General features: G+C 57.7%; 23 protein-coding genes. 8 read left to right on the top strand and 15 right to left on the bottom strand.

The window, feature by feature from the left end; all coding sequences use genetic code 11:
- Nucleotides 1-147: 147 nt before the first annotated feature.
- The 4 genes from EH31_RS06645 to EH31_RS06630 all read right to left on the bottom strand — a co-directional run bounded on the left by EH31_RS06645 (nucleotide 148) and on the right by EH31_RS06630 (nucleotide 2909).
- Complete coding sequence (locus EH31_RS06645) at nucleotides 148-1044, bottom strand: alpha/beta fold hydrolase (RefSeq protein WP_422110920.1); 897 nt, start codon at nucleotides 1042-1044, stop codon at nucleotides 148-150.
- Nucleotides 1041-1871 (bottom strand): SDR family NAD(P)-dependent oxidoreductase, encoded by an 831-nt coding sequence (locus EH31_RS06640; protein WP_034959298.1) that lies wholly within the window; start codon nucleotides 1869-1871, stop codon nucleotides 1041-1043. The genes EH31_RS06645 and EH31_RS06640 overlap by 4 nt, the downstream gene beginning before the upstream one ends.
- A 305-nt stretch (nucleotides 1872-2176) precedes the next feature.
- On the bottom strand, nucleotides 2177-2626 hold the full coding sequence (locus tag EH31_RS06635) for an NUDIX hydrolase (protein ID WP_034959296.1): 450 nt from the start codon (nucleotides 2624-2626) through the stop codon (nucleotides 2177-2179).
- 10 nt (nucleotides 2627-2636) lie between these two features.
- Nucleotides 2637-2909 carry a BolA family protein gene (locus EH31_RS06630; RefSeq protein ID WP_034959483.1) on the bottom strand — a complete coding sequence of 91 codons (273 nt, stop codon included), beginning with the start codon at nucleotides 2907-2909 and terminating at the stop codon, nucleotides 2637-2639.
- Nucleotides 2910-2984: 75 nt separating this feature from the next.
- On the opposite strand from EH31_RS06630, the gene EH31_RS06625 reads away from it, so the two are divergent.
- Both EH31_RS06625 and EH31_RS06620 read left to right on the top strand, forming a co-directional pair.
- On the top strand, nucleotides 2985-3578 hold the full coding sequence (locus EH31_RS06625; protein ID WP_034959482.1) for a J domain-containing protein: 594 nt from the start codon (nucleotides 2985-2987) through the stop codon (nucleotides 3576-3578).
- Between the two features lie 54 nt (nucleotides 3579-3632).
- Nucleotides 3633-4214: a DUF998 domain-containing protein gene (locus EH31_RS06620; RefSeq protein ID WP_152553491.1), complete on the top strand. Its 582-nt coding sequence runs from the start codon at nucleotides 3633-3635 to the stop codon at nucleotides 4212-4214.
- Here EH31_RS06620 and EH31_RS06615 read toward each other — a convergent pair.
- Together EH31_RS06615 and EH31_RS06610 are read right to left on the bottom strand one after the other, a co-directional pair.
- Entirely contained in the window at nucleotides 4211-4579 is a 369-nt protein-coding gene (locus EH31_RS06615; RefSeq protein ID WP_034959295.1) for a DUF1428 domain-containing protein, read from the bottom strand. The two genes, EH31_RS06620 and EH31_RS06615, sit on opposite strands and share 4 nt — an antisense overlap.
- On the bottom strand, nucleotides 4580-5440 hold the full coding sequence (locus tag EH31_RS06610; RefSeq protein WP_034959294.1) for an oxygenase MpaB family protein: 861 nt from the start codon (nucleotides 5438-5440) through the stop codon (nucleotides 4580-4582).
- Nucleotides 5441-5535: 95 nt separating this feature from the next.
- On the opposite strand from EH31_RS06610, the gene EH31_RS06605 reads away from it, so the two are divergent.
- The 4 genes from EH31_RS06605 to EH31_RS06590 are packed head-to-tail and all read left to right on the top strand — an operon-like array spanning nucleotide 5536 to nucleotide 9958.
- Nucleotides 5536-6219, top strand: a complete 684-nt coding sequence (locus tag EH31_RS06605) for a cupin domain-containing protein (RefSeq protein ID WP_034959293.1) — start codon at nucleotides 5536-5538, stop codon at nucleotides 6217-6219.
- A 47-nt stretch (nucleotides 6220-6266) separates the two neighbouring features.
- The gene (gene cobS, locus EH31_RS06600; RefSeq protein WP_034959291.1) at nucleotides 6267-7256 is read left to right on the top strand and encodes a cobaltochelatase subunit CobS; all 990 of its coding nucleotides are present in this window, start codon (nucleotides 6267-6269) and stop codon (nucleotides 7254-7256) included.
- Nucleotides 7257-7261: 5 nt separating this feature from the next.
- Nucleotides 7262-7759, top strand: a complete 498-nt coding sequence (locus EH31_RS06595) for a hypothetical protein (RefSeq protein ID WP_034959290.1) — start codon at nucleotides 7262-7264, stop codon at nucleotides 7757-7759.
- Between the two features lie 51 nt (nucleotides 7760-7810).
- Nucleotides 7811-9958 (top strand): transglycosylase domain-containing protein, encoded by a 2148-nt coding sequence (locus EH31_RS06590; RefSeq protein WP_034959289.1) that lies wholly within the window; start codon nucleotides 7811-7813, stop codon nucleotides 9956-9958.
- 19 nt (nucleotides 9959-9977) lie between these two features.
- On the opposite strand, the gene EH31_RS06585 is transcribed toward EH31_RS06590, so the two are convergent.
- From EH31_RS06585 to pyrE, 9 genes are all read right to left on the bottom strand, one after another.
- On the bottom strand, nucleotides 9978-10370 hold the full coding sequence (locus EH31_RS06585; protein ID WP_034959287.1) for a PaaI family thioesterase: 393 nt from the start codon (nucleotides 10368-10370) through the stop codon (nucleotides 9978-9980).
- Nucleotides 10363-10890: a PaaI family thioesterase gene (locus tag EH31_RS06580; RefSeq protein ID WP_051699033.1), complete on the bottom strand. Its 528-nt coding sequence runs from the start codon at nucleotides 10888-10890 to the stop codon at nucleotides 10363-10365. The genes EH31_RS06585 and EH31_RS06580 overlap by 8 nt, the downstream gene beginning before the upstream one ends.
- A 56-nt stretch (nucleotides 10891-10946) precedes the next feature.
- Nucleotides 10947-11417 (bottom strand): Holliday junction resolvase RuvX, encoded by a 471-nt coding sequence (gene ruvX / locus EH31_RS06575; protein ID WP_034959285.1) that lies wholly within the window; start codon nucleotides 11415-11417, stop codon nucleotides 10947-10949.
- Nucleotides 11414-12577 (bottom strand): DUF3089 domain-containing protein, encoded by a 1164-nt coding sequence (locus EH31_RS06570; protein ID WP_034959284.1) that lies wholly within the window; start codon nucleotides 12575-12577, stop codon nucleotides 11414-11416. The genes ruvX and EH31_RS06570 overlap by 4 nt, the downstream gene beginning before the upstream one ends.
- Before the next feature lie 23 nt (nucleotides 12578-12600).
- On the bottom strand, nucleotides 12601-13518 hold the full coding sequence (lepB, locus tag EH31_RS06565; protein ID WP_051699032.1) for a signal peptidase I: 918 nt from the start codon (nucleotides 13516-13518) through the stop codon (nucleotides 12601-12603).
- Between the two features lie 60 nt (nucleotides 13519-13578).
- Nucleotides 13579-14001: a holo-ACP synthase gene (gene acpS / locus EH31_RS06560; RefSeq protein WP_034959283.1), complete on the bottom strand. Its 423-nt coding sequence runs from the start codon at nucleotides 13999-14001 to the stop codon at nucleotides 13579-13581.
- A 262-nt stretch (nucleotides 14002-14263) separates the two neighbouring features.
- Complete coding sequence (locus EH31_RS06550; RefSeq protein ID WP_034959281.1) at nucleotides 14264-14548, bottom strand: hypothetical protein; 285 nt, start codon at nucleotides 14546-14548, stop codon at nucleotides 14264-14266.
- 3 nt (nucleotides 14549-14551) lie between these two features.
- Nucleotides 14552-15313, bottom strand: coding sequence for a pyridoxine 5'-phosphate synthase (locus tag EH31_RS06545; RefSeq protein WP_034959280.1), 762 nt, complete (start codon nucleotides 15311-15313; stop codon nucleotides 14552-14554).
- Between the two features lie 8 nt (nucleotides 15314-15321).
- The gene (gene pyrE / locus EH31_RS06540) at nucleotides 15322-15927 is read right to left on the bottom strand and encodes an orotate phosphoribosyltransferase (RefSeq protein WP_034959278.1); all 606 of its coding nucleotides are present in this window, start codon (nucleotides 15925-15927) and stop codon (nucleotides 15322-15324) included.
- Between the two features lie 258 nt (nucleotides 15928-16185).
- Between pyrE and coxB the strand changes: the two genes are divergently transcribed.
- Together coxB and ctaD are read left to right on the top strand one after the other, a co-directional pair.
- Entirely contained in the window at nucleotides 16186-17226 is a 1041-nt protein-coding gene (coxB, locus tag EH31_RS06535; protein WP_051699031.1) for a cytochrome c oxidase subunit II, read from the top strand.
- A 51-nt stretch (nucleotides 17227-17277) separates the two neighbouring features.
- Nucleotides 17278-18993, top strand: coding sequence for a cytochrome c oxidase subunit I (gene ctaD / locus EH31_RS06530; protein WP_034959277.1), 1716 nt, complete (start codon nucleotides 17278-17280; stop codon nucleotides 18991-18993).
- The last annotated feature ends 55 nt before the right edge of the window (nucleotides 18994-19048 follow it).

Below are 19048 nucleotides of genomic sequence, written 5' to 3'. Positions count from 1 at the left end.
CAGTTTGAGCATTCGGCGCCTTGTTGGCACTTTGCACAATCACAGTCGCAACAGTCAGCGGGGATATGATATACCATATTAAAACTCCTTATCTTTTAATGACTTAAGTCATTTTTGCGATGTTGTCAATGATAGCTGGACCCACGCTTATCCTTCCAGAAACGCCTCCATCGCCGCGATTACCGCTTGCGGTGCTTCCCATGGGACGAAATGTCCGCAATCGGGCACCTTCACCAGAGTCAGCGGGTCGATCACCTCATCCAATCCGTCCAAATTCTCAGGCGGCAGGGCAAGGTCATCCATTGCCCAGATCACCAGTGTGGGAATGGTGAGCTTTGGCACCTCGGGCGCGGCAAAATCGGCTGGCAATTCGAACGGTTCATCCATCGCTGGCACGGCCATCGGCGTCGCGCGGTAGTAATTGAGCATCCCGAAGGCCGCCTCGCGGTTCTCGTAATCCTTCTCAAGGATCGCGCGCTCTTCGGGGTCAGAGGTTGAAGGGTTGTCCCACTTTGCCTCTTTCTCAAGAAATGCGCCAAGCCCGTGCTCGCGAATAAATGCGTCATTCGCGCGGTCGCGAAACGCCCTCATATATTGCGATGCCTCGCGTTGATGCCGGTTGGTGTAAAGCAGCTTTGGAAAGATCGCAGGGTGGGGCGCATTGGCGATGACCGCGCGGGTCACCCTTGCATGTTGTCCGCCCAGCGCCACCCCCCAGGCAATCGCGCCTCCCCAATCGTGGCCAACGACGGTGAATGTCCCGATTCCCAACGCATCAGCAAGCAGAAACACGTCCCCGATGATTTTGTCAGGCGTGTAGGCCTCGACCTCTTGCGGCTTGGATGACCCGCGATAGCCGCGTTGATCGGGCGCAATACAGCGAAATCGATCCGAAAAATGCGCGATCTGGTGACGCCATGTGCGGTGGTTTTCGGGAAAGCCGTGCAGGAAGATCAGCGCCTCGCCGTCACGCGGCCCTTCGTCCACCACATCAAGCTCAATCCCGTTGGCGAGCTTCACGCGTTTTTGATCGAGCTGGATCACGAGGCTTTCTCTTCCATCCGCTCCATATAACCGCTGGCCACCATGGCCGCGACCTGATCGAAGAGGGCATCGGGCGTGCGGCGCAACTCGCCCATTTGCAGCTCCATACCTTGCGCCACTATAATCTCCCGCTCGCCCGCTGCGATGCCGTCGAGCATGGTCTTGGCCGCGTCTGGCGCAGGGATGCCTTCGTCGATCACCTTGTCAGAGACGCCGCGTTTTGACCCGTCAGCGGTGAGGGCATTGCGCGAGACATCGGTTGCGACCGAGCCGGGGTAGATCATGTGGACGCTGACCCCTGTTTGCGACAACTCCCCGCGCAGCGCATCGCCATATCCCGCAAGCCCGAATTTCACAGCGGAGTAAGCGGTGCGCATCGGCACGCCGACTTTCCCAGCGATGGACGAGATAAAGGCCAAGGCGCCGCTACCGCGTTCTACCATGTGGGCGATCAATCCTTGGCTAAAGGCGATCTGCGCCGTGAGGTCGATGTCGATGATATCGCGGTAGACCTGCATATCGGTTTTAAGCGCGCGGGACCGCTGTGACACGCCGGCATTGGCAACCGCCAGATCGACGCCGCCTTTCCATGCGATAGCCTTGGCGGTGGCGTCTGCCAGGGCTGCCTCATCGCGCACATCAAAGGGCAGGATCAACGTCTCACCACAATCCGCCGCCACTTGTCCAAGGCGGGCCTCGTCTCTGCCTGATAGGACCAGATGCGCACCCCGGCTGGCGAGATCGCGGCAAAGTGCGGCGCCAATTCCCGAAGAGGCCCCAGTGATCCATGCGACTTTGTCCCCGTAATCCAAGCCTGCGTAGTCCATCTTGTCTCTCCCTTGCTTGCGGTATTTCCCAAGCTGATAAGCTTAGCCATTGGCCTTACGCAAATTTATTTTCCAAGCGCAAAGATGACGCTGGTCCTGTCCGTTTTGCCGTTAACCCTATGAGACACATGTGTCTCATAGGGATGTTGGAAGATCGGCTTAAGACAATGAAATACAAGCAATTGTATGAGTAATCCTATGAGACACTTTGGCGGCAGAATTTGTGACCGGACAAAACCGTTACCGCGCCTCAGGCAGGCTTAACGGCGACACGCGATGTAGGAAAGCTGGCGGGGGCGGGGGGCTTATGCCGCGCCCGCGATAATCGCGCCCAGATTTTCAGGGAAGATCGCCTCGTGCCATTGGGAAAGCTCACTGATGGTGAACCAGCGGTGCTGCGTCATGACCCGTTGTTCAAGTTCGGTATGGCCAGCAGTGTCGATTGCTGCCTCGGTCACGCGCACGAGATAATATCGTTCATCGGCCTGAATAGGCTCGCCTTCGACGGTGATGAATTCAGGCGTGGTGCGCGCGATTTGAGGGCCGGGGTCCGCGCGAATGCCGGTTTCTTCGAGAAGCTCACGCCGCGCGGCCTCTTCAAAGCTTTCCTCTGGCTCGCACTCGCCACCCGCCGTCACCCAGAAGGGCGGGCGATCTGACACATCAAACCGGAACAGCAGCACGCGCCCTTGCGGGTCGAGCACGATGATCCGAGCCGCGCGCCGGATACGTTTGGAATTGCCGAACTCGTTCACGAAACTTTGCCTAGTTGGCAGGAGCGCTGGCCTTGATCGCGACGGCATGGACCCGCTCACCCACGATATCGCCCAGCGCAGCAATCACTGCGCGTTGCCTTGCAAGGCGGCTCATCTCGGCAAAGGCGGGCGCTTCGATCACCACGGTGAAGTGGGATTCGCCCGACCCATCATCGCCCGAATGGCCGGAATGCTTGGCGCTGTCGTTGATGATCTCAAGGTTGGTCGGGGCAAAGGCTTGTGTCAGAAGAGCTTCGATTTCCTGGGCAACAGTTCCGCTCATTTTCGTCATAACCTTTGATTTGGGTGATTTGATGCCTTGGAATTTGGCGTATCAATCGCCATTCTCAAGCACTTTATGGCAAATTCACGATTTCATGGCCGCTATGAAGGCGAGGGAAGGGTGTGCGAACATCCCACTTGCCGCGAGGCGGGCGAATTTCGTGCGCCCGGATATCGGCCAAGCGGATTTGATGGGCCGGGGGAATATCGCTGGTTCTGCCTTCAGCACGTGCGCGAGTTCAACGACGGCTACAACTGGTTCGAAGGGATGAGCGCGGAAGAAGTGCTTAATGCGCAAAGCCCGGTCGCGGGTTGGCGCACGGAAAGCCCCGCTTTCAGCCCAAGGGCTGCCGTCGATGGAATGCCGCGCTGGAACGACTTCAACGATCCGCTGGACGCGATCTCAGCGCGCGCCAATGGCATCAAAAGCCGCGCCCGGCGCGAGGCGCAGATGCAAATGTCGGGGCAGTTTTCCAAGGATGAGGCAGAAGCGCTCGAGACGATGGGCCTTGGCTCTGACACCAATAAACAGCGCCTCAGGCGGCGGTATTCCGAGCTTGTGCGGCGCTATCACCCCGACAGGAATGGAGGCGACCGCAGCTATGAGGCGCGGCTTGGCAAGGTGGTCGATGCCTATCAGTTGTTGCGCAAGTGCAAGGCGATTGCTTAACTGCGGCGACGGCCATGATTGTGTGGTCACAAGGCTGCGGAGCAACCCCCTATTTTGACTAGACCGCTCATCTCAGCAGGCTTTCTCCCGCTTCCCGTGTGGTTGATTTTCGTCACTGTCGCAGGGTTTATGACGCCCGGTTACAGCGCGATTGAATCGCACGCCAGTGTAATGACACTTGGAGAGGGGTGGAGCCTTTGGATTACCAATAGTGCAGCGATAATCTCTGGCGCTGCCCTGATTGTATTTGGTGTGGGCACATGGGGCGCGAGCGGGCGGATCGTATCGGGCGGCGCGTTTTGCTGGATCATCTTTGGCATTTCGATGATCGCCAACGGCATCTGGCCCATGGGCAGCCCGATGCACGGCCTTTATGCGATTGGCATCATCAATATCCTCGGGCCAGCGCTCACGCTGCTGGAATGCGATAGGGAGGCGCTGCGCAAGCGCATGATCGGGTTCACCGTCTTTTGCAGCCTGATGGGCGTTCTGTACCTTTGGGTTATTCTAGTGGGGCTGGACCCCGAAGGATACACCGGCCTTACCCAGCGCATTTTCGGGTCGATTAATTTCTTGTGGCCGCTGGTGTTCGCCTATCAATCTATGAAAAAAGATACAGCATTCGCGAAGGTTTAGTCTTCTTTGCGCCCGCGTGTGAGCAAAGGCTCGAACTCGCCAAAGATCAGACGTGAACCATCGAAGGGCGGGTCGCCTTCGGGGTATCCTTCGAACCCTTCGCCTTTGCCCATGGCTTCCTTGGCCCGGTCGAGGGTTTCTTTGTCAGGCCAGATCACCCATCCCGCTACAATTCTCTCATCATCAGGCGCATTTACAGCCATGCGCATATCGGTGACATTGCCGGTGGGGACAGTGTCTTCCCACGCTTCCATCACCTCAAGCGCACCATATTTCATCGACCAATCAGCCATGAATTCGGCGGCTTTGTGATAGTCTGCCTTGTTCTCCGGCTTCACCGAAAGGATCGCAATTGCAAGATACATCTAGCTTCTCCCGTTCTGCTTGAATGCCCAGCGTAAAGTCTTGCCCACACCCCACGTCGCAGCCCTTGCGGGAAGGGCGGTGAGCACCGGACGCTGTAGGTTGAGCATGGAGCGCGCGAACGGTGGCAACATCGCAACCGCCTCAGCGCCGATGACGGATTGCAGGGCCACTGGTGTGCCTTTGGGCCGCTGGCTGAGGACCAATTGTGCGATCTCGCGCGCTTCGGCAGACGGGCGAAGATCGCTGCGCATTTCGCGGAACAATGCCTCTGCCTCGCGCCGGTTTGTCGGCACAGGATCAGCGCCAAGCGCGCGCGCAATCACCGCAATTTGGGCGTAGTATTCATCCTGCTCATAGCCGGGCATATTGGGCCTGACGTGGCGCAAATATCCGGCAAGAAAGCTTTGCGCCTCGGTCACATGAACCCAGGCAAGCGTGCGTGGATTGGTCGCCTCATAGGGTGTCCCATCGGGCAGGGTCCCGCCCACTTTTGCGTGGATGCGATTGACCCGATCTATCGCCTTCATCGCCTCGTCCCGGTGGCCGAAGGTGGTGACCGCAATAAACCGCGCTGTGCGCTGCAAACGCCCGTGCATATCCTCGCGAAAATTGGAGTGGTCGAGCACCCCTTGAAGCGCATGGGGGTGGAGCATCTGTAAAAGAAGCGCGCGCACCCCGCCTGTCATCATCCCCACAAGGTCTGCATGGACAAGGCGGATCGGCGTGTCTTTCTCAAACAGAGCATCATCCGACGGTGGCACAGGCTTTTGCCCGCGCGACTGGTCATTGAAGGTGGCGCGCACCTGATCGACCAGTTTTAACCGCAGGGCTTCGACAGGAGAGGAGAGCGGGGAGGGCATGTCAGGCAATATAGTCTCACAGATCGGTCATTTTAAGAAGCGCTGTCCTTCATTTGGGCCTTCATTTGCAGCGTTTGCGGCCCATATCGTGTGTCATGGAAATCAACGCAGACTTCAAAGCCCGCGCACTTGTTCACACCAATACGATCAAATGGGTCCCATCACCCATGGCCGGCGTTGATCGCCGCATGCTGGACCGGGTGGGCGGCGAAGTGGCGCGTGCGACATCAATCGTACGCTATGCGCCGCAAAGCGCTTTTTCCCAGCACACGCATTCGGGCGGCGAGGAATTTATCGTTCTCGAAGGCGTGTTTCAGGACGAGCACGGCGATTATCCGGCGGGCACTTATGTCCGCAACCCCGTGGGCACCCATCACATCCCGCGCTCTGATCCCGGCTGCACCATTTTTGTAAAGCTGTGGCAGTTTGACCCCGATGATCAGGAGCAGTTTGCGATTGATTTGAACACCGCTGCCCTAACCCGCGACCCCGCCAACCCTGGCGTTAGCAGGCACGTGTTGGCGAAACGCGATTATGAGCATGTCTCGCTTGAGGTTTGGGAGGGAGGGACGAGCCTGCCACTCATTCACAGCGGCGGACTGGAAATCCTTGTTCTGGATGGGGCATTGACGCTGGACGGCGTTACATATCGCGAGCAGGACTGGCTGCGAATTCCAGCGGATGAAGCGGCCACAATGACCGCTCGCAAAGACGGCGCACGCCTCTGGATCAAGCGCGGACATTTGCGGGAAATCCGGATTCCCGGACAGGTTGCCTAAAGCAACCCTTGCCCCGGCGCGCGGACACGATTAACGGTCGACACGAAATGAACACGCACTCTTCAGAAGAATTCGCAGGCGCAAGCGCCATCCCAACCCAGCCCGACACAACCGTCGACGTGCGCGAGACATTCGGCATCGATATCGACTGGAAGGTTCCCGCTTTCAGCACGCCGTCAGAGCACGTGCCTGAAATGGACGAGGCTTATGTGTTCGATGCGGACACGACGCTGGCGATCCTTGCTGGCTTTGCCCACAACCGCCGCGTTATGGTGCAAGGGTACCACGGCACGGGTAAATCGACCCACATCGAACAGGTCGCCGCGCGCCTTAACTGGCCCAGCATCCGCGTGAACCTTGATGCGCATATCAGCCGGATCGACCTTGTGGGTCGCGATGCAATCGTTCTTAAAGACGGGTTGCAAGTTACTGAATTCAAAGAGGGCATCCTGCCATGGGCGCTTCAGCATCCGGTGGCATTGACCTTTGACGAATATGACGCAGGCCGCCCCGATGTGATGTTCGTGATCCAGCGGATCCTGGAATTTGATGGCCGCCTGACGCTGCTCGATCAAAACCGCGTAATTACGCCCAACCCCTATTTCCGCCTGTTCGCGACCACGAATACGGTCGGCCTTGGCGATACCAGCGGGCTCTATCACGGGACGCAGGCAATCAACCAGGCGCAGATGGATCGGTGGAACGTGGTTGTTGCGCTGAACTATCTCGCGCCAGAGGTTGAAGAGCAGATTGTCCTGTCGAAAACGCCGGACGCCGACCCTGCGATGATCGCGGATATGGTCAAGGTCGCCGAACTTACGCGACAAGGCTTTATGAACGGCGATATTTCCACCGTGATGAGCCCGCGCACCGTCATCACATGGGCGCAAAATGCGGCGATCTTCAACTCGGTCGGGTTTGCTTTCCGCCTGTCATTCCTCAACAAATGCGACGAAGCAGAACGCACATTGGTAAGCGAATATTACCAGCGCGTTTTTGGTGAGGATTTGCCTGAAAGCGCGGTTAAGGGAGGATAACTTTTTTGGGTCTCCCCAGTCTTCTTGAAGATATCGTCCAAAAGAGGATCGATAATTTCCTTAAGGGTGAAATTGATGCTGGTCAGTTTTACACGCGAGAAGACTTCAAAAGGGCGATTGCACAACTAGGGATCAATGCGAAGAATCTTCTCGCTGTAGACGATAAAGAACTTGTCGAAATCTCAGAGGAGTTCGCCAAAGACGTTACGCGGATACGGTCGAAGAACGAGAAACTAGTCGAAAGGTTGAACGACCAATCCATTGAACTGAAAGAGGTTCAGAAGACGCTCGCGACGGTGCAATCGCGGGTTGGAGCGCTTTCAACTGCACTAAAAAATGCCGAAAAGGAAAATAGCAGCCGAAGGGTTGAAGCTAACAAGTTGAAGAGGCTTCTACTTGAGGCTGAGACGGAAAAAAGGCGTTATCACAAAGAAGTGCAATCGCTGAAAGGAGAGCGAGAAAAGCTTCATGAGGCTATCATGAAGAAGCTTGTTGATCAGTGAAAACTCAATTTCTTGCCACTCACCGTGTTATCCTGCTAACACACCTTGCATATGGCGTTGTTTGAACGATTCTGGAAACGCTCGGCGCGTGATGACAGCCGTGTCGGCGAGGGCGGGTATTACGCGCTCTATGATTCGCAGCGCCCGCTTGATCCGGATGAACGCACATCAAGTTACCGCCCTGCAGGCTCGACCGATTTCTCGCGCTGGGATGCTGGGCTGTCGCAGCTTGATAGTTCTGCAGCCCTTGTACCAGAGAACCGGGGGCCTTTCTGGAAGCGCGCGTTCTGGCTTAGCCGCCGCAAAAGGTGGTGGGCGGTTCGCATCATTGCCGCTCTCATCCTGCTGTTTATCGCGCTGTTTGCATGGCTTGCGATCACCGCGCCTTTGTCCAAAAGTCTGGAGCCGATTGCCGCGCCGCAGGTGACGCTTCTGGCGAGCGATGGCACACCTATTGCGCGAAGCGGGGCGATGGTCGCAGAGCCTGTGAAAATCGCTGACTTGCCGCCCCATGTGATCCAGCCCTTTCTGGCGATTGAAGACCGGCGGTTTTATTCGCACTGGGGCGTTGACCCGCGCGGGATTGCGCGGGCGGCATGGACCGGGCGCGGCGGCGGCTCTACCATCACGCAGCAGCTGGCGAAATTCACCTTTCTGACCCCGGAGCAAAGCCTGTCGCGCAAGGCGCGCGAGGCGATGATTGCGTTCTGGCTTGAGGGGTGGCTGACCAAGGATGAGATATTAGAGCGCTACCTTTCCAACGCCTATTTCGGTGACAATCAATATGGGCTGCGCGCTGCATCCTTGCACTATTTCTATCGCAATCCTGAAAATTTGAAGCCTGAGCAAGCAGCGATGCTTGCCGGGCTGTTGCAGGCACCCTCGCGCTACAATCCGACCGAGCATTACGACCGGGCCAAGGCCCGGATGGATCTGGTCGTCGGGGCGATGGTGGATGTGGGGTATATGAGCCAGGCTGAGGCCGACGCATTGCCCGCGCCAAGGCTGGACGTGCGCACCCGTAATGATTTGCCCACGGGCACCTATTTTGCCGATTGGGCGCTTCCCTTGGCACGCGAAGATATGGAGCGGGGGTATCAACGCCAGGTGGTGCAAACGACCCTTGATGCGCAGCTTCAGGCATTGGCCAACCGGGTTGTCAGCAGGGCTGGCCTTGGCGATGCGCAAGTGGGCCTTGTCGCGATGCGTCCCACCGGCGAAGTTGTCGCCATGGTAGGCGGCAAATCCTATGCAGACAGCCCGTTCAACCGCGTGACACAGGCGCGCAGGCAACCGGGCTCAACCTTCAAATTGTTCGTCTATCTCGCCGCGCTTGAGGCGGGCTGGGACCCCGAAGACACCATCTCGAACCAGCCGATTGAGCAGGGCAGCTATCGCCCCAAAAATTCGCGTGAGCGGTATTCCGATACGATCACATTGGAGGACGCCTTTGCCACCTCCAGCAATGTCGCGAGCGTGCGCCTGTTCAACGAGGTGGGCAGCGAGAATGTAATCCGCATGGCGCGTTCATTGGGCGTGTCCTCGCCGCTTCCCGAAGGCGACCCCAGCCTTGCCTTGGGTTCATCGAGCATGACCTTGCTTGAACTCACATCGGCGTATGCGGGGGTGGCGGCCAATCAATATCCGGTGCGCCCCTATGCTTTCCCGCAAGAAGAGGAAAGCTGGTGGGAATGGCTCTTTTCCTCCGAAGATTCCGCCAGTGAGCGCGTTCATAGTGACATGGAGCAAATGCTGCGCGCAGCGATCAATCGCGGGACCGGCGGGGCGGCGGAACTGCCGATTGCAAACTTTGGCAAGACCGGCACGACGCAGAACAACCGCGATGCTTTGTTCGTGGGCTATGCCGGCGATCTGGTGGTGGGCGTATGGGTTGGCAATGACGACAATTCGTCGCTTGGCGGTGTGACCGGCGGCGGGCTTCCGGCGCGCATCTGGAAAGACTTCATGCGCGGAGCTCTCGACCTGCCAGCGCCCAAGTCAAAGGCCTCACCCGATCCGCAAGGGCCGGTGGAACCGCTTGATATCGACATCGAACAGGGCGAGGAAATCCCGCTTGGTGAAGATGGCACGAGTTTGCGGTTTGAAGAGGATGGCGTTGTGCTTTCCCAAGACGGTGTGCCGGTGGAATTGCGGGTCACCGAAGAGGGGATTGCGCTCGAAGAAATCGACCCCAGATAGCGCTTCGCGAAAGCGCGCTTCACGCCATCAGGATATTCATCACCGCGCTGGCGATCGGTTTACTGCGGTCTGTTTGCCACGCCTCGATGTTGATATTGGCATTGCGCCGCCCTTTGCGGGTGATACGCGCTTTGGCGTAGCTGGTGAGCGGTTTGCCCGCCGAAAGGTACTGCACCGTGATGTTCACAGGCTTGAGTTTGGTCTCGCGCCCTTCGGCGGACAGCACGCTGCGCAAGGCGGCATAGGCTGCGTTTTCGAGCAGACCTGCGATTGCGCCGCCGTGGTAATGGCCGGGCCGCCCCTCGACATCGGAGCTGAAATCGACCGTCAGGATGGGCAGTCCATCCTCCATCTCATGCAAGGCAATCCCTAGAGCCTGGGCGTATGCGGGCAGGTTTACGGTGTCAGTCATTGCCGCTCTCCCCCTTTTTCTCTTGCGCCTTGGCTTCGGCCTGCGCCTTCACCTGTCGCCCGATTGCCTTGGGATCGGCGCTAAGCGTCATGAACACGCCCGCCATGGTCGCCACCGTATCTTCGGGATCGCCATCATGGGCGGTGCCGCGCACAAAGGCGGCGGATTTGGTGATGCGATAGCATTCAACCCGGCCCCAAACGGCGCTGCGGTCTTTGGCAGGGCGTTGGTAATCCACCCGCAAATCCAGCGTCGCAACCGGCATAAAGCTGCCCCGCGCACACCAGATCGACATCCCGCTGGCCATATCCAGCAGGCTGACGATGGGACCAGAGGCAAGCACCGGGCGGTCAGGTTCGCCCAGCAATTTTTCATTCCAGGGAAGCTTAAGCTCGACCCAGTTTTCGCCATGCGCGGAATATTCAAGCCCAAGCCAGCCGGGATGGGCGCGCGCCATAAACATCTGGCTGACCTGTGCAGGGTCGAATTTCTGAATGGGGGAGGGTGGATCGTTGCTCATCGTGAACACCCCATTGCAGCGGGCAGGCCCGCATGACAACGCCTAAAAGACCCTGATTATAATATCCCGCCAGCCATCCGGTCGATTGCGCCTTGAAGGATAACGGCGGCGGCGTGCGCGTCGATGGCCTTGGCGCGTTTGGCCCGGCTCATGTCCTGTCCGATCATCGCGGCTTCTGCGGCCTGCGTGGACCAGCGTTCGTCCCATAAAAGGATGGGCAGTCCAAAGGCTTCATCAAGATTGCGGGCATAGGCGCGGCTTGCCTGTGCGCGCGGCCCCTCGCTGCCGTCCATATTGCGCGGCAGGCCAAGCACGAGGCCTTTGACGCTGCGCTCTTTGATCACGCTTTCAAACTTGCCGCGATCCTTGCCCCATTTGCTGCGGACGATCACGGTGCCATTGGTGGCAAAGCGCCAGCCCGCATCGCACGTCGCCGTGCCCACGGTCTTGGTTCCAAGGTCGAGCCCAAGGAGAACGCCGCCATCGGGAAGCGCTGCGCCAAAGTCAGGGGCGAATTCGGTGATCAGTTTGCGGTTTCCACGCCGCCCGAAGCAGCGCCCGCAAAGGCCGAGACACGGCGCGAAACATCGGCCTTCGTGTTCGCCCAGAACAGGGGGATGTCATAGACGTGGTAATTGTTCCCCGGCAGCACGAAAGAGCCCATTTCCGGCGGCGCGCCGATCATCAAAAGCCCGCGATCATCACACGTCGCAGGGACCGCGCCGGGCACAAGCTCGCCGTCCGACATGGTGTTATCAGGGACCAGAGTGCCAAGGTTCGCAGCCGCATCAGCGCTGCCGCCAAAGGTGCCAAGCAGCGGGTTGGTGCAAAGGATCTGGCTTGTCCCGCGCGCCGTTCCATCAAAGCCGATAGAGGCCGCGTAGGTTTCGATCACAGCAGACGGGTCAGCAGGCTCGGCATAGCTTGACCATGACAAGATACAGCCGGTTTGCGAGGCGGTGGCACAAGCGGGCACACCCAGCGCGGGCAAATCATGCTCAACCGAAATCGGCCAACCAATCGCGTAAGAGGCGACCACGCGGTTCGACAGGCCTTTTTCCTGAACCTCTTCGCGAAGCAAGCGCAGCAAATGGAGCGATCCTTGCGAGTGTCCGGCAAGGACTATCGGTGTGTCCTCGTCAAGCGAATCAACGAAGAACCGGAACGCTTCGAGCACGTCGAGATAGGCTGCATCGATGGCTTGCTCTGCTTCTTGCGCATCGGTCAGAAATGCGCCCAATGTCGCCTGACGATAACGCGGAGCCCAGATTTCCTGCGCAGTGTTAAACGGGCTGGCCATGCCGCGAATGTAAATGCGCGCGATCCGTTCTGCCTCTTCATGCCCGATCGGCGCGTTCCAGCTGTCGGTGTCGCGGTGGCTTGTCGGGTGGATGAAAAAGACGGCGTAGTCCGGCACATCGCCGGTCGCTGTGCCCTGCGGCCTGGCGGTGTCAGCGGCATAGGCAGGTTGCCAGCGGGCGGGGTCTTTGACCCCAATACCGGGGCGCGAATACCACATGGCCGGGTCTTGATACGCGCTTGCCGCCAATGGCTCCTGCTCGACAAATTCGACATCGGGCACAAACGCAAACGCGGTCAGCTCTTTTGACCAGACCCGCAGGACAATCAATGCTGCAAACACCAGAACGATCGAAATCGCTATGAGATAGAGAAATTTACGAGCCATCTAAGATGTCTTCCTGTGAGCGATTATTCAGCCGCTTCTTCTGACGCTGTTTCGTCTTCTGACAGGGCAGGGCGCAGAGTGGTCCACGCCCGGTCGCCGCGCATCGCAGAAAACCATGACAGCGGGTTCCATGTCGCCGAACCATCAAGGCTGAAGGTGATGAATTCGGCGCGCCCACCGATATTTTCAAGCGGAATGCCGCCACCAAGACCGCTTGCCTCGGCAGGTGCCCGGCTGTCAGCGCTTTCATCGCGGTTGTCGCCCATGACGAAGACATGACCTTCTTTGACGATGTAAGGGCCAAAATTGTCCGACCGCTGTGTGCGGTGGTCGATAATCAGATAGCTTGCGCCATTGGGCAGTGTTTCGCGGAACGTGGGCGGTTCGAAAAAGACCGAGCCATCGGCCTCGCGCACGCGGTAAGGGTCAAAGCTGGAAAGACAGGGGCTGCCATTGCACAAAAGCTCTGGTTCAAACGGAATGCGCACAGGGGGCACGACTTCGCGTTTTACCGGCGTGCCGTTCAGGATAAGGCGGCCCTGATCCACTTCGATGGTGTCACCGGGCAGGCCCACGACGCGCTTGATATAATCTTCATCGCGCGTTGGGTGGACCGGGATCACCACGTCGCCATATTCCGGCGTCGAGCCAAAAACGCGCCATTCGCCGCGCGGCAGAAGGTGGAAGCTCGCCGAGGCCCACGACCAGCCGTATGGATATTTGCTCACCACAAGGCGATCGCCGACATGAAGGCCCGGCATCATCGAGGTGGAGGGGATGTAGAACGGCTTTGCCACCAGGCTATGGAACACAAGAACCGCAAGCAGCATCAAAGCAAGGCCGCGAATTTCCGCGAACCAATTGATCTTCTCTTCCTCGCCCTCATCTTTCTTGAGCTGCTTGCGCAGTTCATCGTGCGGGTGCGGCTCGTTAGGGTCCATTACGGGACGAGGCGTATTTGTCTGGCTCAATGTTTGTGTTCGTTTCTTGGTCGGTTCGGGTCAGATCAACTCAGCAGGGCCCATATTGGGTATCGCTTCGATAATGACAAAGGCTTGCGCCCATGGGTGATCGTCGGTGAGTGTTAGATGAATATGGGCCTCATGGCCCGCCGGGATCATTTCTTCAAGCCGCTTCGCCGCTCCGCCTGTGAGCACAAGGGTCGGCGCGCCCGAGGGTTTGTTCGAAACCCCGATGTCTTTCATAAAAACGCCGCGCCGAAATCCGGTGCCCACAGCCTTGCTAAACGCCTCTTTCGCGGCAAAACGTTTGGCGTAGGTTCCTGCGATAGTGAAGGGCCGCCGCCGCGCCTTTGCGCGCTCGGTTTCGGTGAACACGCGGTTTTCAAAGCGTTCCCCGAAACGATCGAGCGAGTTTTGAATGCGCTCGATATTGCAAAGGTCAGAACCGGTGCCGATGATCATTGCTTGCGTCCTATCACCTCAATGAAATCCAAAACCCCGTGCAGGAAAAAATGAAACAGCCTAAAGATTCCAAGACAAACGATAGATAATCCGAACATAATCGCGGCGTGTGTGGCAACTTCCCACGGGTCCTGGCCGCTCTGGATGTTGGTGAAAGTAATAAACAGGAGTGCGGCCGGAAAGATCGCAAGAATGAATACCTTCTCAGCCTTCCAAGACCAATCGAGAAATCTGCGGAATCTGTCGAGACTGCCGCCGATCCTCACTGAAACGCCCTCACCATAACCACCACCAACAGCAGAACCGCCATTACGTGCAGCATGATCTGCGATTTAAACAGCTGGTGTGCAAAATCGCCCTTGGCCATGCGGATTGCGCCGACATAGCCGAAAATCTGCAACGCCACCCAGCCGATGGCAAAGGGCCGCATGATGCCGGTGTTGAGCGAAAAGCCGAGGAAACCTATGCCCACAAGGAACAAGCAAGCGGCCGCCAATGCCCAGCGTTTCTGGGCAGGCTCCAATGCTGGCAGGTCTTTGGACGCCACGGCTTAACCCCGTGCCTCATCCATCAGATCGCGCATCCGGCGGATCGCGGGCTCCAGGCCGGAGAAGATCGCCTCACCGATAAGATAGTGCCCGATGTTAAGCTCGGCGACCTGCGGTATCGCGGCGATGGGTTGGACATTGTCAAAGGTCAGCCCATGGCCAGCGTGCGGTTCAATCCCGTTTTTGGCGGCAAGCGCGCACATATCAGAGATGCGTTTAAGCTCGCTCGCCACTCGCTCGCTATCCCCATCAAGGATCGCGTGCGCGTATTCACCGGTGTGAAACTCAACCACCGGCGCGCCAAGTCGAAGGGCTGCGTCCAATTGCGCCTCATTTGCCTCGATAAAGAGCGAGACGCGGATGCCAGCCTCGTGCAATTGATCGACAATCGGCACCAAAGTGTTGTGCAAGCCCGTTGCATCCAATCCGCCTTCGGTTGTGCGCTCCTCGCGCTTTTCCGGCACGATACAGGCGGCGTGGGGCTTATGGCGCAGCGCGATGTCGAGCATTTCCTGCGTCGCGGCCATTTCAAGGTTGAGCGGCAAATCGGTCGCATCCTGAATGCGTTGCAAGTCCTCATCGCGGATATGACGGCGATCTTCGCGAAGGTGAGCGGTGATCCCGTCCCCGCCAACAGCCGCCACAATTTGCGCCGCGCGCACCGGATCGGGATGGTCCCCGCCGCGAGCGTTGCGGATAGTGGCAACGTGATCGATGTTGACGCCCAATCGCAATCTATCTGGTCGAAATTTATCAGGTGTCATTGAAAAGCTTACTCTTTGCGGCTTCCGGGCTTGGTCACAGCTACGGCTGCAAGCTCGGGCGGGATGTTATCTTCATCATAGGTCGGGAAATCAAAAGCCGCCAAAGGGAAGAAAGGCACGCCCAGATCGACCGTCCCCATAGAACGGTCGATGAGCGAGCATTCCGCAATCACCTCGCCGCCTTCTTTTGCCACCGCTGCAATTGCCTCTCTGCTGGAAAGGCCGGTCGTGACCACATCTTCGACCATCAACACTTTGGCACCGGGCTCCAATGCGAATCCGCGGCGCAGGTGAAAGACGCCATCGGGGCGTTCAAGGAACATCGCATCCTTGTTCAAAACTCGCGCAACTTCCTGTCCGATAATGATTCCCCCCATCGCAGGGGACACAACCACATCCACTCTGGAGAGAATCTCGTCCGGAATGCCGTTTACAACCCCTTGGGCAAGCCGGTTTGCCCGTGCAGGCGACATCAAAACCCGCGCGCACTGAAGGTAATGGCCCGAGTGTTTCCCCGAGGAAAGCTTGAAATGCCCTTCTAGCAGCGCGCCGCTGTCGCGAAACTCGGCGAGGACATCATCAACGGTCTTGGGGATGGATGTAGGTGAGGTCATTTTAGGTAATAATCCGTTGTAATCAGGAGCAGAAATATGAATTCTAATAGGCCAGTTGCTCGTGAATTGCGCCGGTAACATGGCCACTTGCATATTTTTCTCCCTAGAAGCGCTTGAGGCAGTGAGCAAGCGCGGCTAAGGGGTCTGAGATTGTGGCAGCAATGTCGCAAGAGATCGAGTGAGATGCAGCCCTTTCGCGGGCCGCTTCGTAGCTCGAACGATGGGATAAAATTTAAAAACTGATTAGGCTTTAAAGCTATGCGTCTTGCAATTGACCGCTTTCACCTGGGATTTCTGGCACTCGTCGCTGTGCTGTTTACGCTTGCTCTACCGCAAGTGGTTGCAGCGCAAGAGCTGTCCCGTGATGAAGTTCTGACTGAGGCCGCCCAAGAGATTGAGGCGCTTACCCCTGGTACGCCCGCAGAAGGGGCCAATGCGGCTGCAGGCGCAACGGAAGCAACCGGCGGTTATGTGCCAATGGCGCCAACGCCGGGCAAAGGCATGCCGACCTCATATGAGGACGATGCGCTTGCAAGCATGACCTTCCAGGATCAGTATTCGCAAGACGGCCTTTATGCGCTTTGGATGCACGATTACATTCTGCTTCCTGTGATCACCGCGATCAGCCTGTTCGTTCTTGGCCTGCTTTTCTATGTGATATTCAAGTTCAACCGGCGGTCGAACCCCAACCCATCGCGCACCACGCACAACACCATGATCGAAGTTGTGTGGACGGTTGTTCCGGTGATTATCCTCGTGATTATCGCTGTTCCGTCGATCACTCTGCTTGCGCGCCAATATGAAGAGCCGCCAGAAGATGCGATCACGGTCAAAGCTGTGGGTTATCAGTGGTATTGGGGCTATGAATATCCCGACCACGATGTTGAAATCATCTCCAACATGCTCACCAAAGAGCAGGCTATCGCTTCGGGTGAGGGTGATCAGTATCAGATGGCTGTCGATAACCGCATGGTTGTTCCTGCCGGCGTTCCCATCCGTTTGCAGACCACGGCAGCGGACGTGATCCACGCATTTGCTATCCCGTCGCTATGGTTCAAACAGGATGCGGTCCCTGGCCGTCTGAACGAGCGTATGCTCGTTATTGATGAGCCGGGCGTATATTACGGCCAGTGTTCAGAGCTTTGCGGCGCGCTGCATGGCTTTATGCCAATCACTGTCGAAGCGCTTCCGATGGAAGAGTTTGAGGCATGGGTTGTCGAGCAAGGCGGCACGATCCCCGGCGCAGAAGTCGCAGCGGACACCGAAGCAGAAGCAACCGAAGAGGCGGCCGCTGCGTAACTCGCAGTAGAGCCCGATAAGAATAGAATACACGCGAGAGAGCTAAAAACTATGGCAACCACCGCAGACAACTTCGTACCAGCACCAGCGGCTCAAACAGGGGGACCTGTTGACGATCATCACGATCACAAGCCGAGCTTCTTTGCCCGTTGGTTCATGTCGACCAACCACAAGGATATCGGTTCGCTTTACCTGATGTTCGCAATCGTTGCGGGTATCATTGGCGGCGCGATGTCCGGCGTTATGCGCATGGAGCTGATGGAGCCGGGTATCCAATACCTTTGGTGGTTCGCCGGGTCCTCGCCTGAAGACATTTCGGCCGCTGGCCATATGTGGAACGTGTTCATCACGGGCCACGGTCTTATCATGGTCTTCTTCATGGTGATGCCGGCGATGATTGGTGGCTTTGGGAACTGGTTCGTACCGCTTATGATCGGTGCGCCGGATATGGCGTTCCCCCGCATGAACAACATCAGCTTCTGGCTGACGGTTGTGGGTTTCCTCTCGCTCCTGTTCTCGCTGTTTGTGCCGGGTAACTCGATCGGCAATGGCGCAGGCGTTGGCTGGACGGTCTATGCGCCGCTTTCAACGACGGGCGCGCCGGGGCCAGCGGTCGACTTTGCGATCTTCTCATTGCACTTGGCGGGCGCAGGCTCGATTCTTGGTGCGACCAACTTCATCACCACTATTTTCAACATGCGTGCACCGGGCATGACCCTGCACAAAATGCCGCTGTTTGTATGGTCGGTGCTTGTCACAGCGTTCCTGCTTCTGCTCGCGCTTCCAGTGCTTGCAGCGGCTATCACCATGCTTTTGACCGACCGTAACTTTGGCACCACCTTCTTCGACCCAGCGGGCGGCGGTGACCCGGTTTTGTACCAGCACTTGTTCTGGTTCTTTGGTCACCCGGAAGTTTACATCATGATCCTGCCGGGCTTCGGCATGATCTCTCAAATCATCGCAACCTTCAGCCGCAAGCCAGTGTTTGGCTACCTCGGCATGGCGTATGCGATGGTTGCGATCGGTGTTGTCGGCTTCATCGTGTGGGCTCACCACATGTATACGGTCGGCCTCGACGTGAACACGAAGATGTACTTCACGGCGGCGACCATGGTCATCGCAGTTCCTACGGGTGTCAAAATCTTTAGCTGGATCGCGACCATGTGGGGCGGCTCGATGGAGCTTAAGTCACCGATGGTTTGGGCGCTTGGCTTTATCTTCCTCTTCACCGTGGGCGGTGTGACCGGTGTGGTCCTCGCAAACGGCGGGATCGACGATAACCTCCACGACACATACTATGTGGTTGCTCACTTCCACTATGTGTTGTCGATGGGCGCTGTGTTCTCGCTGTTCGCCGGGTTCTATTACTGGTTCCCAAAGATGAGCGGCAAGATGCACTCCGAACTCCTTTCGCACCTGCACTTCTGGGTGTTCTTCATCGGAGTGAACGTGATCTTCTTCCCGCAGCACTTCCTCGGCATGAACGGCATGCCGCGCCGCTATCCTGATTATCCAGAGGCCTTCGCATTCTGGAACTACATCAGCTCTATCGGCTACATGATTATGGCGGCCTCCATGCTGATCTTCTTCGTCAACATTGCCTATGCGTTCCTCGCTGGGAAGAAGGCGGCGAACAACCCATGGGGCGAAGGTGCAACGACGCTTGAGTGGACTTTGACCTCGCCTCCGCCGTTCCACCAGTTCGAAACGCTGCCAGTGATCGAAGATCATCACGATTACCACGATCACCGTCCGGCAACGGCCTAAGATCAGGGGCCTGATAAGGGCGCTTTGGTGAGAGCCGGAGCGGCAAAACCAGACA

This window comes from Erythrobacter longus (assembly GCF_000715015.1).
GTDB classification, from domain to species: Bacteria; Pseudomonadota; Alphaproteobacteria; order Sphingomonadales; family Sphingomonadaceae; genus Erythrobacter; species Erythrobacter longus.
The sequence above is the reverse complement of the archived record's forward strand: the minus strand, read 5'-3'. Positions and strand labels throughout refer to the sequence as shown.

Excerpts from the sequence above, each read along its gene's own strand:
- EH31_RS06640 (WP_034959298.1), bottom strand. The coding sequence starts at position 1,871 with ATGGACTACGCAGGCTTGGATTACGGGGACAAAGTCGCATGGATCACT.
- EH31_RS06630 (WP_034959483.1), bottom strand. The coding sequence starts at position 2,909 with ATGAGCGGAACTGTTGCCCAGGAAATCGAAGCTCTTCTGACACAAGCC.
- EH31_RS06625 (WP_034959482.1), top strand. The coding sequence starts at position 2,985 with ATGGCAAATTCACGATTTCATGGCCGCTATGAAGGCGAGGGAAGGGTG.
- EH31_RS06615 (WP_034959295.1), bottom strand. The coding sequence starts at position 4,579 with ATGTATCTTGCAATTGCGATCCTTTCGGTGAAGCCGGAGAACAAGGCA.
- EH31_RS06610 (WP_034959294.1), bottom strand. The coding sequence starts at position 5,440 with ATGCCCTCCCCGCTCTCCTCTCCTGTCGAAGCCCTGCGGTTAAAACTG.
- EH31_RS06605 (WP_034959293.1), top strand. The coding sequence starts at position 5,536 with ATGGAAATCAACGCAGACTTCAAAGCCCGCGCACTTGTTCACACCAAT.
- cobS (WP_034959291.1), top strand. The coding sequence starts at position 6,267 with ATGAACACGCACTCTTCAGAAGAATTCGCAGGCGCAAGCGCCATCCCA.
- EH31_RS06590 (WP_034959289.1), top strand. The coding sequence starts at position 7,811 with ATGGCGTTGTTTGAACGATTCTGGAAACGCTCGGCGCGTGATGACAGC.
- EH31_RS06585 (WP_034959287.1), bottom strand. The coding sequence starts at position 10,370 with ATGACTGACACCGTAAACCTGCCCGCATACGCCCAGGCTCTAGGGATT.
- EH31_RS06580 (WP_051699033.1), bottom strand. The coding sequence starts at position 10,890 with ATGAGCAACGATCCACCCTCCCCCATTCAGAAATTCGACCCTGCACAG.
- EH31_RS06570 (WP_034959284.1), bottom strand. The coding sequence starts at position 12,577 with ATGGCTCGTAAATTTCTCTATCTCATAGCGATTTCGATCGTTCTGGTG.
- lepB (WP_051699032.1), bottom strand. The coding sequence starts at position 13,518 with ATGGACCCTAACGAGCCGCACCCGCACGATGAACTGCGCAAGCAGCTC.
- acpS (WP_034959283.1), bottom strand. The coding sequence starts at position 14,001 with ATGATCATCGGCACCGGTTCTGACCTTTGCAATATCGAGCGCATTCAA.
- EH31_RS06545 (WP_034959280.1), bottom strand. The coding sequence starts at position 15,313 with ATGACACCTGATAAATTTCGACCAGATAGATTGCGATTGGGCGTCAAC.
- pyrE (WP_034959278.1), bottom strand. The coding sequence starts at position 15,927 with ATGACCTCACCTACATCCATCCCCAAGACCGTTGATGATGTCCTCGCC.
- coxB (WP_051699031.1), top strand. The coding sequence starts at position 16,186 with ATGCGTCTTGCAATTGACCGCTTTCACCTGGGATTTCTGGCACTCGTC.
- ctaD (WP_034959277.1), top strand. The coding sequence starts at position 17,278 with ATGGCAACCACCGCAGACAACTTCGTACCAGCACCAGCGGCTCAAACA.